The 12,841-nt window shown below is 37.7% G+C and carries 11 protein-coding genes; 2 read left to right on the forward strand and 9 right to left on the reverse strand.

Features of this window, described 5'->3' with window-relative positions:
* Window positions 1-5: 5 nt before the first annotated feature.
* From VB711_RS01520 to VB711_RS01540, 5 genes are all read right to left on the reverse strand, one after another.
* Entirely contained in the window at window positions 6-734 is a 729-nt protein-coding gene (locus VB711_RS01520; protein WP_323283903.1) for a DUF1995 family protein, read from the reverse strand.
* Between the two features lie 339 nt (window positions 735-1,073).
* Entirely contained in the window at window positions 1,074-2,357 is a 1,284-nt protein-coding gene (gene iscB, locus VB711_RS01525) for an RNA-guided endonuclease IscB (protein WP_323283904.1), read from the reverse strand.
* Between the two features lie 214 nt (window positions 2,358-2,571).
* On the reverse strand, window positions 2,572-4,119 hold the full coding sequence (locus VB711_RS01530) for an NAD(P)H-hydrate dehydratase (protein ID WP_323283905.1): 1,548 nt from the start codon (window positions 4,117-4,119) through the stop codon (window positions 2,572-2,574).
* Between the two features lie 84 nt (window positions 4,120-4,203).
* Entirely contained in the window at window positions 4,204-4,890 is a 687-nt protein-coding gene (locus VB711_RS01535; RefSeq protein WP_323283906.1) for a hypothetical protein, read from the reverse strand.
* A gap of 594 nt (window positions 4,891-5,484) precedes the next feature.
* Window positions 5,485-6,738, reverse strand: coding sequence for an exonuclease SbcCD subunit D (locus VB711_RS01540; protein ID WP_323283907.1), 1,254 nt, complete (start codon window positions 6,736-6,738; stop codon window positions 5,485-5,487).
* Between the two features lie 259 nt (window positions 6,739-6,997).
* Between VB711_RS01540 and VB711_RS01545 the strand changes: the two genes are divergently transcribed.
* Window positions 6,998-7,279 (forward strand): hypothetical protein, encoded by a 282-nt coding sequence (locus VB711_RS01545; protein ID WP_323283908.1) that lies wholly within the window; start codon window positions 6,998-7,000, stop codon window positions 7,277-7,279.
* Window positions 7,280-7,449: 170 nt separating this feature from the next.
* Here the strand turns inward: VB711_RS01545 and cysH are convergent, their stop codons facing one another.
* The 3 genes from cysH to tnpA form a co-directional block, all read right to left on the reverse strand.
* Window positions 7,450-8,172 carry a phosphoadenosine phosphosulfate reductase gene (gene cysH, locus VB711_RS01550; RefSeq protein ID WP_323283909.1) on the reverse strand — a complete coding sequence of 241 codons (723 nt, stop codon included), beginning with the start codon at window positions 8,170-8,172 and terminating at the stop codon, window positions 7,450-7,452.
* A gap of 552 nt (window positions 8,173-8,724) precedes the next feature.
* A complete protein-coding gene (locus VB711_RS01555) occupies window positions 8,725-9,240 on the reverse strand; it encodes an MAPEG family protein (RefSeq protein WP_323283910.1) in 516 nt (171 codons plus the stop codon).
* 230 nt (window positions 9,241-9,470) lie between these two features.
* On the reverse strand, window positions 9,471-9,872 hold the full coding sequence (tnpA, locus tag VB711_RS01560; protein WP_323283911.1) for an IS200/IS605 family transposase: 402 nt from the start codon (window positions 9,870-9,872) through the stop codon (window positions 9,471-9,473).
* 109 nt (window positions 9,873-9,981) lie between these two features.
* Here tnpA and VB711_RS01565 point away from each other — a divergent pair, with 109 nt between their 5' ends.
* On the forward strand, window positions 9,982-11,283 hold the full coding sequence (locus VB711_RS01565; protein ID WP_323283923.1) for a transposase: 1,302 nt from the start codon (window positions 9,982-9,984) through the stop codon (window positions 11,281-11,283).
* A 301-nt stretch (window positions 11,284-11,584) separates the two neighbouring features.
* Here VB711_RS01565 and VB711_RS01570 read toward each other — a convergent pair whose 3' ends face one another.
* Window positions 11,585-11,947 (reverse strand): hypothetical protein, encoded by a 363-nt coding sequence (locus VB711_RS01570; protein WP_323283912.1) that lies wholly within the window; start codon window positions 11,945-11,947, stop codon window positions 11,585-11,587.
* Between the last annotated feature and the right edge of the window lie 894 nt (window positions 11,948-12,841).

A 12,841-nucleotide genomic window follows, 5' to 3' on the forward strand; every position in this document is an offset into this window, starting at 1 on the left:
AAACCCTAACTACTTAAAGCTTTCATAAACCTTTGCAAACTTTTAAATACACCAGGTTTTTTGGCGGGTGTACTATCAGTTTGAGGTTGTCCTTGAAGTAGAATCATATCCAACTCATCACCACTGGGTTTTTTGGGTAATTCGGCAATTTTGGCAAATTCTCCATTAGTTTCTACCCATACTTCCCACAGTCCAGGGTAGCAGCGAAAAACTGCGGTTTCGTCATCGACGGGACGGAGGTAGTAACAAGATTCTATGGTGCTGATGAAACGACGACGGGTTTCTCTGGCTGTGTAACCAATGCCAACTACCCCGGAATCTTCTAAACGGGGGTTTAAGAGGATTGTAGGGCGATCGCTAATCATTTCATATAATTTTTCTAATTGTGACACTTCCACAGATGTAGGAGCGATAAAGAGGAAAATTTCGTCCTCTGGCTGAATTTTTGTTTCCAAGGAAGCCACCCTCCCTGTACCAATGTCTAAAATTTTAAATTCTGCTTCTGCCCAATCCCGACGCGCTAAGGCTGCACCACCGGCATCAGGAAAGAAAACTTTAAGACGGGAGTTATAGTCAGTAAATAAGGGTAAAAACTGTTCTGCGATGGGCATCAGTTTGAGTTCTGGAAACAGAAAATCTACTTGAATGCGTGTCAAACCATCTTCTAAAGCGGCTTTGACGGCTTCACGAGATTGAGCGATCGCATCTTCTAAGGTTTTTGGTAATTCAGCCATAATCTAGATATTTGCTAAGGTTTTTTGGTCAATATTTAATTCTCTCAGTTTGGCTGCTAAACGTTCAGCTTTTTGTCTTAGTCATGTAAAATTATGGATTGAGATGGGGATGCTGACCTAACAATCTGTGAAAAAAATCTTCTTTCTTCCCGTTCTTTGCGGTTCATTTCTTCTTGATCCCTCAAAATGTATTTCACAGATTACTAGCAATGACGAAAATGGGTTAATGTTGCGTAGGTTTTATACAGTCATTCATAAGACCTTGCGGTAAGTGGGAAACTCAGACACTTCAGTGCTGAGAGGGAAGCGACACGGGCGGTTTTAACCGCATTGAATCTTTTAATTTGAGTAGCCATAACCATCTTTTTTGTGGATAGTTTTACAAGTTTTATAGCTAATTCCTTGAATTAATCCATTTCTAGTTGAGATATTGAAACTTCCTGTCGCGCGAGTAGCAATCCTTCCAACATATTCGCCAACTTTTTTACCAATTTTGACAACTGATTTAACGATGTCTCCTGTTTGAAAACCAAAATGAAATTTAGTTCTAGAACAGTGGCGATTTGGAAATCCGTATTTGTCAGTTCTGCAAGATTGTCTAGTGCCGTGACCGTTAGCTGTAATTAGCAATGGCTTAACACCTTTGATATTGAGAGTTGGAGTTGATTGACCAACACAAGCTGCGTCAATCCAATGAGTTTTCTCTAGTTTTTGTTGACTTCTGTTGAATTTCGTTAATCCTCCTGAACCAGTTTCTACAGGTAATCCAGTCGCTTTTAAAACGAATAGTAATGCCAAACGAGTTGTGTTTACTGCGGCTGCATCAGCTAGTGGTCTTTTTGCTTGTTTCAAGATTTTTTCTAACTTTAATGGATCTTTCTTGAGAAAATCTTTAATATCTTTCGTTCCTTTTTTGGTGTTACATTTTTCACAGCTTAAAGTGAGATTTGTTATTGAATTACTACCACCCTTGGATCGTGGATGAATATGCTCTACTTGAAAAGGAACGTCTTTGGCTCCACAATAGGCGCATTGCCTATTCCACTTTTCTAGCAAGTATTCTCTGGTTTCATAACCAGCTAAAGTTCCTTGTTGATATTCCCTACCTTGAAGATCAGGATTAGCCATTAACTGCATATCAAACCGTACTAATTCTTGACTAATAGCCTCAATTCGTGCAAGACTACGCAACTTCTTAACCCAAGTTTTGATATTCTCAATTCGACTTTGTAAGCTTGGTGCTAACCATCCCTCTAGACGGGTTCTATTTAAGAATCTTGGTTGTCTGTAACGAGTTTTTCTACCACGTCTAGAACGTCTTAATTGTCGTCTAGAAGTTAAAGCATCTCGAATCGCAAAACCTCTATGTTTTAATTCAGCAGCAAATACAACCTCACCAGTAACGTCATTGATTAATGCTATTCCTGTATGCTTTGCGCCAGGATCAAGCTTTAATCTCAAAGGAGAAACAGCAGAATCAGAACGCGATTCTTTGAGGACAATTGTGAATGGGAATCGTCTGAATACGGCTGCTTTTTTGTTTCTTAATAGTTGTCTAGCTTGGGCTGAATGAATTGGATTTAATGGTTGTTTGTCGGTGTCAATTACAAATACTTTGGACATAAAGTCCCTCCTTGCGGGTAATGTTAGCCTCGTCAATGTTTTAAGAGCTTGTTAGGCTTGCAACACTGTTTCAGTGACTTTGAAACTGTTTAATCACAAGCGACAGAGCAGGGAACTGGCTACGGATTCCAGGGTGTCGTGACTCAAAAAACGTAGTCAGTAGTAGACTTAGACTGGTCAGTACAGCTGGCAATTTCTTACAAGCTCAGTCCCTTTAGGGCTGAGTTACTGACTCTTGTTTTAAAACAGGGATCAAATATTGTGTCAGAGTCCAAGCATCTACCCCTAATTCTGTCCTTGCTTGGGCTGCTAAAATACCGGACTGGGAATGCCACCAGGCCGCAGTGGCCACAATATCTTCAATATTAGTTGATTTTTGAGCGTTTTGGGCTAATAATCCACCAAGTAAGCCGGTTAATACATCACCACTTCCACCACGGGCTAAAGCTGGGGTACTTTGAGAATTGATCCAAACCCTACCTTGGGGATGAGATATGGCTGTTCTTGCCCCTTTTAATAATATTACCGCCCCAGTTTGCTTTGCTGCTGTTTGCACGGCTTTGATTCTGTCGGTTTGGGGAATATCTGGAAACAAGCGTTGAAATTCTCCTGTATGGGGTGTGAGGACGGTTGCTGCTTGACGTTGTTGTAAGGTAGGGATAGTTCCCAATTCTGCTAAAATATTTAAAGCATCAGCATCTAGAAGTAAAGTTACTTTGCTTTGGAGAACTTTTTCGACTGTGGTTATGGTATCTTTAGTTAAGCCGGGTCCGCAAGCGATCGCACTAAACGAACTCAAATCAATGTTCTCTGGTAACTGAGAAATAGCCCCTGATTCCGTCTCTGGACAGTCGATAATTAAGGCTTCTGGTAAATGAGACACCAAAAGGGGTTTAATTGATTCAGGTACAGCTATCGAAAGCATACCCACCCCACTGGCACGAGATCCCAAACCTGTTAAAATTGCTCCACCAGCGTAACGTCTAGAACCACAAATTAATAATAAATGTCCTTGTTTGTATTTGTGGGTAACTGGGGGACGGGGTAGGGGCAAAGTGGAAAGGGCGGTTTTTGTTGTAATTTGTTTAATTTTTAATTCATTTCCTAAAATAGCTTGAATATCTGCTAAGGGAATATCAAAATCAATTAACTCGGCTTGACCAATATATTCTAAAGCTTGTTCTTGGAAAAAAGCCAACTTCCATAGACCTAAACACAAGGTATGAGTTGCACGAATACCAGTTCCTAAAACTTCACCTGTATCTGTGTGCAAACCTGAAGGTAAATCAATACTAATAATTGTTTGATTTTGTTGATTGATTTGATTAATAATAGCAGCAATAGGATCTGTAATAGCTTTTTCTAAACCAAAGCCAAATAAACCATCAATTAAAAAATCACAACTTCCTAATTGTTCAATTGATTGAATACGAGAAATACCCAAACTTTGAGCATATTGTAAATGATCAGATGTTAATTCTTTGAATTTAGTAAAAGGCGCGTAGATGCAAACTTGATAACCGCGAAAATGTAATTCACGGGCTACAACTAAGGCATCTCCTCCGTTATGTCCGGGTCCTGCTAAAATACCGACAGGGGCATTTAAGGGAATTATAGCCGATAAGCGATCGCTAATTCTCATCCCCACTTTTTCCATTAAAGCAGCTACAGGCATTCCCGCCGCAAAAATCCGCCCTTCTATGTCGCGCATTTGGGAGGTGGTAACTACCGCTTGGGAAATTTGTTCTAGCCTATCTTCCATTAATTCTCAGTCCTGAAATTTAATAACTGCCAAGTGTGGGAATACAATATATTGATATGCCTTCACTCAGCAGTCAGTATATTTTCACTTACCGTAATAAACCCTAGCATCACCATAACCCAAACTTTGCAGATAGCTATTCCATTGGTGTGCTTCTGCACGGTCGATAAATGGTCCAACAGCTATATGCGCTCCCCGTGGTTGAGTTCTCAGGAACACACTACCATTTTTACCGATTTTTCGTTGAATGCGATCGCCAAGAGATCGTAAACTTCTAACAGTAGAAGGAATAACAACAAAATAAAACTTAGTTAGTTCTTGCTGATTATTTGCTCTTGTAGTTCTATTAACATCTCTATGATAGGGTATTTGTTCTGCATTGGAAAAACTGACTACGCGGGCATCAAAAATACCGTTTAATTCCAGTTCTCTCACCCTTTGTTGAGCGTTACTTTGTCTGGTAAAAACTCCAGATTGAATTACGTTACGTCCATTGTACTGTCTAATATAGGCACTGGGTTCAACTTGACGTACTCTTTGTAATAATTGGGGGTTATTGCTATCGACATAGACAAAATAACTCTCAAAATTTTGGTTAAATTGACTAATTTTTACGGGTTGTTGGTGATTAGATAAATTATCAATCTTCCTATTTTGAGTTAATGAAAAGCCTGTAGCTAAACTACTCTGGGGCATCAACACCAACCAACCTCCCAGCACTAATGACAGTACCGACATGGGGGTAAATCTATCTGTTGTTAAATTTGGCATACTTTGTTACCAGCCTCCTCGAAAATTTACTACCAGACATATTTTATTTTAAGCAATTAAAAATAAGTTTGGCACTTATGGAAAGATAAATCTTAGTTTTGTTATATACAGCAATTTTAGTTGAGTCAAGGTCAAATCCCCAATTTATTATAGAACTTACGCAGGATTTATGGAATAAACAAACCACAGAGGCACAGAGTTCACAGAGAAATGAGGTTTTAAGAGATATTTTGCGTAATTCCTGTATTAAATAAGTTGGGGATCTTGAGGATGGATTTGATGATCTAAACTATACTAAAAACGGTTGAGACATGGACTTTTACAAAATGACGAAAAACCCAGATTTGTAGGGGTTTAGCATTGCTCATTGGTGTCAACTTAAGATTAAATCGGCGGTTAAAAACCGCATCTACACAGGCAAAACCCACCTCCGTGGGTTTCAGATCCTCGATTTTTTCTGAGTCCGCGCAGGCGGACTTTGTTTGTGTAGCCGCGACTTCCAGTCGCCGGGGCTTAAGTTGACACGTATGAGCATTGCTAAACCCTTACCCACAGAATCAAATGGTTAAGCCGTGTTTAGTATAAATAAAGATTTCAACCAGAAATAGCAGTGTCTAAGTAAATTTCCTGATCATCAGCCAGTAAACTCTGTGCAGCTTCCAACATTGACGCAGAGATGTCTTTGAGGTCGTCCCGATTATGCAAATAAGTTTTCAATGCTTCCATTGGGTCAATACTGTTACTAGCACTTAATTCAGGAATACGGGGTTTAGCTAACTGACTCACTAATTCTGGTTGAATAGTGTAGGTGTGGGCAGCACTTAACACATTATGTATAGAGGAGTTATCAATTAAATCCAATTGTTCAGAACGCAGTTTATAAATTAGCCGCACCACAACTTCTTGTATATCATGTTTAGCGATCGCTCTCATTAACATCCCTTGGGGATCATCTGTTTTAGACAAATCCACCTCAATTGTCCGAAAACTGCGAACTGGTAGCCGACAAAATTCCCAATCAACCTTCCCTCGTTCCAACTCCACCATCACATACCCTTTATCTTCCTTCTCTTCACTAAAATCCACCCTTTCAATACTTCCTGGATAAACCACCGGTGGATCATTGGATTTATTTAAATTTTGGTGACGGTGGACGTGTCCCAAGGCCACATAATCAAAACAAGGTCGCGTCAGTAAAGATAACGGTAATGTAAAACCCTTACCCACAGCTAACAACCTTTCTGCCCCCAAAGTAGCATTATCCGCCATTAAATGCGCCAAAAGCACCGTTGGTATATTCGGGTCAAGACGACGAATTTCACCCTCCATAACCACCCGCAACCGTTCTGTTAACAATTGGTTCACCTCCGTTAAAGATAAACCCGCAGTTTCTTGACGAGTCATCAAAGTAGAACGAGTTAACCAAGGTAGAGTAATTACTTGTACCTTACCACTACGAGTTTCTAAATGATGAGTAGTTAAAGTATCACCAACCACAAACCCAGGTACACCCAAAGTCCGATAAATATTTAAACTTGCACCTCCCAGTCCTTGGGAATGTTGGTCATGATTTCCTACCAACAACACTGTGGGAATCCCTGCATCTACAAGTCGGCGGAATTGACTAGCAAAGGCCTCCTGTACATAAGGTGGTGGTGTCGCGTCAGGAAAAGCATCACCGCCAAATATCACCATATCCACCGTATCTGTTAAGGCTCGGTCAATACACAATGCCAATGTCTTGACAAAATCTTCCAATCGTGTATTTAATCCCGTGGCCGAATTAATTCTCCCGTGGGAAAACCCGCTTCCTATATGAATATCTGAAAGATGAAGAATTTTAATCATAGTATTTATAGATAAATTAAATCTGTAAAAACACTTATAAAGCTACCATTATAACCCTATACTAAACTATATATAACAAAATATACCAATGATAGGTTAACGCAAAACACTAAAAAACTCAATTAAAATATAATTTGATCTTTTCAAAACCCATGATAGCTGATATAGTGTAGTTGGGATAAGTATATAAATTGTTAATACTTATTAATGTAGTGGGATACCATACTGTATATAAAACACGTTTAAACGTGTATAAAACATGGAAGCTAACTCAAGCGTAATTACAGAATTTGAAAATTTATTTAGGAATAAGTTAAAACTAAATAACTGTAGGCTGATCAAGAAAAAACAAGAGAATAATTATCAAATAACTACTCCAGCCAAAGACATTTTTTTGATGTATTGGTCTGAGTTCCCACAAGTTAACTTGATATACCAGCCTATAGGGATACGCACACAGCAAACTTTAGTTTATGAAAGAGCTATCCGTTCTCATATTACCTCTTGTTTGAGTAGCATCCAAGCTCAAGCTCAAGTTTAATCAATAGACATCTCCAACAAAGATTTTAGAGACGTTCCATGGAACGTCTCTACAAGAATTTAAAGTCACGCACATTTAATTCTCGGAGATTTCTAATAAGGGAACAGACACCAGGAAAAGCAGAGATAATATTTTTCAACCCTGTTCCCCGTTCCCTGTTCCCTATTTTCTTAAATGTGAATACCACATTCAGTTTTAGCTGTTCCTCTCCAACGTCCCGCACGTTCATCTTCACCTTCACCGACTTTAGTAGTGATAGGTTCGTCGCCGATACTAGGATAACCTTGGTCATGGAGAGGATTGTAGATTACTCCATGTTCAGCCACATAAGCCCAGCTATCTTTGCGTGTCCAAGTAGCTAGGGGATTAACTTTTAGTCTTCCCAGACTGTCTAATTCAAAAACGGGCATATTTGCACGGGTAACAGCTTGGTCACGACGGCGGCCTGTAATCCATGCAATAGTATTTAATTCATCCAAACCCCGTTGTAGAGGTTCAATTTTGGTAATGTGGTGGAATTGGGCAATATCGCTATCCCAAAGTGCTTCACCATATTTAGCTGTGAAAGCTTCACGGGTGTCTACATTTGGCATTTTATAGGTTTTTAAATCAAGATTATAGATTTCTTTAGCTTTGGCTACCAATTCTAAGGTTTCGGGAAAGTGGTAGAGGGTATCTAGAAAGATTACAGGGACGGGATGCTGAAGTTCAGTATAAAGGATGTGAGTTATCACCAAGTCATCAACGTTAAAGGCGCTAGTTTGTACGAGTCCTGTAGGGATGTTCTCGATAGACCAGGCTAAGATTTCTTTGGTGGTAGCAGTTTCAAATTGTTGATTTAGTTGGTCTAAGTCAAAACTGACTGCGGAATTTAGTGATGCTGTGGTTGTCATAATTATTTTTTCAGCCAAATTGTGTTTTATTTTGATTAGATATCATATTACCGCATTAAGGCACATATTCCGGGCGGTAAGCAGTGCATTAAAATTTACGGTTATCTGGCAATGATGGTGTTTTTAGTGTCATTTATATTAAGAAAGTTTACATGATTTTAAGTTTTATCACAGTTAAATAAATTTTTCTCATAAATTTGTTATTTTTTATGAAAGCGATCGCAAATAAAATTAAAAAGGTTTTACTAAAAATGCAAAATTCTAAACAGCCAAACTCATTGATTCAGTCTGTAACTATGGGCGCTCTGATTGTTTTCACCAGTGTGAGTATCATTACAATCATGAACATTTTCTAAGAAAACAAATTTAGCAACAACACTCCAGGGTGTTGTTGACAAGTTATACCAGAAAATATTTATATTAAAGATTACGCAAATATTCAGGATCTTAGATTAATAAAACCTGCATTCCGCACCTCAAATGTTACAATAGGTAAATTACTGAGAGAAAAAACCAACAAAGCATAAAAACAGACATTTGAACAGTCTAAGGTTAATTTGCCATCAAATTAACAAGTCCATAATAAATACAGGCTATGCTACCAAAGACGTAGACAAACCAGGTCAGGAAAAAACCAACCGCTCTTCCTGGAGAAGGTCCGTAGGTTTTTATCAAACCCCATGCATGAGCAATCCTAGCCACAGTAAGACTAGTTCCAAAAAGCCATAATAGCCATGTTTGTGCTTGCATTAACTCTAGTGCCAGTACAAACAATAATGCTTGAGGCACGTACTCAGCAAAATTGCCATGAGCACGAACTTTCCTTTGTAATAGTCCATAATCATTGACTTTCACTTTTATAAATTTCTGAGTTGATTGCTCAACCATAGATGCCCAAGGATTAGGATTTGCTAACGGATCTGATTGTGCCGCTACATCTTCCTTAGATTCACCATGCCAAACTCTTGTTTTTGTTCGTTCAAATGCTGCAATGTATGAGAGATAAAAAGCGATAAGACCATTAATCCCAATAAAAATAGTTGAAACAGGGACAGTATTTTCAATCATCTTAAATTATCACCACAATTTACAATTCAATGGTTTTTTCTTGTACTAAGATTTTACCTAGGGTTTCTCTTTTTTCTATCTTTTTTTTTACAAAAGTTCACTTTCTCATTCAGTTGCTATCTTAATGCTACTTCTTCTTATAAGACCTCGCGGTAAGCGTAAAACTCAGCGGCTTTAGCCCTGAGATATAAGCGACAAGAGCGGTTTTAACCGCTTTGGTATTTTCTATATTAACCGTGATGCGGGTCTTCAATATATTTCCTTACGGATTCACTACTAATATTCCCTGCTGTGCTTACAAAATAACTATTTGTCCAAAGAGACGGTAGTTTTTTTAATTGGGGAAATTCTTTCCTCAAGTAGAAGCTAGAACGCCCTTTAAATGCCTTAATAACTAAATGTGGGGTATCCGTAGGCTTGACACTAATAAATAAATGGATATGGTCTGGAGCTACTTCTAAGGCTAAAATATCCCAACCTTTTTCTATAGCCAGTTCAGCAAAAATCTGTCTCGTTCTTGTCGCTATCTCTCCTACTAAAACTTTTTTCCTACGCTTCGGTATCCAGACAAAGTGGTAGTTAACCAGGAATTTAACGTGGTTATGGGTTTTGTAGTCTTCTTGCGTTAACATATTCTTTTGTTGTTTTCTCTATATCTATTGACAATCTTAGTTTAATCAATTATTATTGAGAAGTCAATTTTCATTACATCATAAATTGGTGGCAAAAAATAAAAAAGCGATGGGAGTGCAACAGGTTTTGTTGTCCCCTGATAATGAAACAAAGGCAGTATTAGAATATCTCTGTCAGCAATCGGGCAAACTATATAACAGTGGTGTTTATTTCGCTCGACAAACATTTTTTAAAACTGGAAAGTTGTTAACGGGTAAATTTGATTTGATTTATGAGCCTTCGGTTTCTAAAACTATGGTCGCTCAATCAATGCCATCTATTCCCGTACAACAAACTTTATTGTCTGTAACTGAGGCTTTCAAATCTTTTAAAGAACTACGTTCTTTATTTCTCAAAGGACAATTACACTTTAAACCTAAAGCACCCGGCTATCTAACAGGTTCTAAGCTTTTCAAGGTTGCCTATCCTAATAGCGGTGGACAAAAGCCAACTCTAATTAATGGACAACTCAGATTTTCGTTAGGGCTAACTGTAAAAAGATGGTTTGGAATTTCTGAATTTTTTCTACCAATGCCGTCAAACCTAGATATTACAAAGGTTAAAGAGTTTACTATCCTACCTAAAAACGGTGCTTTTTATTTAGAGATGTCTTATGAAGTTGACAAACAAAACCACGTTTTAGACATCAATCAGGCATTATCTATTGATCTGGGAACGGCTGATAATTTAGCGGCTTGTGTTGATACATTGGGTAATTCCCTATTGATTGATGCCCGTGCGATGAAGTCTATGAATCAGTTGTGGAATAAAAAAGTATCTACCCGCAAGGATGGAAAATCAGAAGCTTATTGGGATAATTGGTTAGACCGTGTAACCCGTAAACGTAACCATCAAATGCGTGACGGCATTAATAAAGCTGCAAAATTAATTGTTGATCATTGCTTAAAATATGGCATTGGCACGTTGGTAATTGGTTGGAATGAAGGTTTTAAATCTAACGCCAACATGGGGAGAATTAATAATCAAAAGTTTGTCCAAATGCCTTTGGGTAAACTTAAAGATAGGTTGAAACAACTCTGTGATTTACACGGTATTAGATTTCAAGAAACAGAAGAGGCGTATACTTCTAAAGCTAGTTTTCTAGATGGAGACTCCCTACCCAGTTATGGCGAAAAACCAGAAGGGTGGAAAGCATCTGGAAAGCGTGTTAAACGTGGCTTGTATCAGTCAGCAAATGGTTTAATCGTGAATGCAGATTTGAACGGCGCAGCTAACATTTTACGAAAAGTAGCCAGCAATTTAGGCATAGACCTAAGCTTACTGGGTAGACGGTGTTTGACGACCGTAGCGAGAATTCGGCTTTGGGTACTACCTAAGTATATTCTGTCCGCAGAATCTCAGCGGCTTTAGCCCTGAGAGTGTCAATAACTCTACTTTCTCTTACTTCTATGCAGGGCAAACGCATCTTATTTTTAGAACGCTTACAGGATAAAGGTTTCAACCATTGTTTATTTTTGTAACTAAAACCCGAAACCCTTTCTGGTCATGGATTATAGAATTTAGATGCGGTTGCCCTGTACTTCTATGTTAGTTTTTGTGTACTACTAAGTCAGCTTTTTTTTGATATATAACACTTTGGGTGCGAAAAGTGGGATTTAATGGTCTGTTGATTTTCTCCATCCTAAATATTAGATTAAATTTCTAGACTTATTCAGTAACCCTTAATTACAGTAAATAAATAAAATCCAGCGATGGTGAATATAAAGATGATAGTAGCAGCATAGACTACTACATCCTTTAAAATAAATAATATCCAGTCTTTTCTAAGTTCTTGTTTAAACTTGAGTTCTCGTAATTTATGGTCAAGTTCTACTTTTTCTTGTGTAGGCAAGCTCACAGAACTGCTATCGTATATATCATCTATCAGTTCCGCTGTAGTACCTGTATCTTCCTCAATGTCAAATGATTGAGTCGAAACAGTAATTAGATTATTCTGTTGTAATTTTGATATCTCTTTTTTGATAACTTTCTTGACTGTTTTAATAATTAATTCTTCTAATTTTTTATCTGTCATCTTCTCGTAAATAAGTAACGTAAGTTGCTAGTTAGATCAAATAAGGTGGGTCAGAAACTTAAAATTAGCGATTTTAGCGATTTTAGCGATTTTAGCCTAAATTATTCTGTGTGACGTGGTTGGTGAGCTTGCCGAACCACACCCTACAGACTACAAAATATCCGAAAAATTAATAACTAGCAACTTTAAATTTATTCGTTGAGAGAGACCAGAAAACAAAAAAAACTTCTAATTGAAGGTAAAATTTCCGGTTCTTAGGTTATTTTTATGGAAAACCTGGTTCAAAACTATTGAAAGCCTTATTGTGTGAGCATTTCATTAAAAATATGGTCATAATTGTTTATAACCCTTGCCCCGTAAGCGTTTTGTTATAATCAATTCTCAATCACCATAAAACCCACATTCCGCACCCTTAGCTGTCACACAGGGAAATTACGGAGATAAGAAAGAAAACTGAGGCTAAAAAATTACATATTAGCGAAAAAATACATTGGCGAAAAAGAAAAACAACAAAAATGGCATCAAAACCTATTGTCAATAAGGAGCAATAAGAATGAACACCACTCAGGGGGAAAAACAGATAAATAAATCAAGATATTCCAGATATATACTATAAGCGAGACTAATAAATTGAAGTAAAGAACGAAATTATAGACATAGTAAAATAGAGCTATAAATCAAATAGAATAGCTCCTAAATCTGATATTAATTAAATTAATGTAGAGAATAATTAAGTGGCTAATTGATAGTAACGAAAACAATCATCTGGTAAAAGATTCAGGATAAAATCCCTATCTGGAGTCCAATTAGAAACGTGTTTTTCGTTGTTATATTCAACTAAATGAATACACTGAAAGCATTGAAAAATCCAGCGTAAAGTAGGGCGTTCAGTTG

The sequence above is a fragment of the Cronbergia sp. UHCC 0137 genome, assembly GCF_034932285.1.
Classification (GTDB): Bacteria; Cyanobacteriota; Cyanobacteriia; order Cyanobacteriales; family Nostocaceae; genus Cronbergia.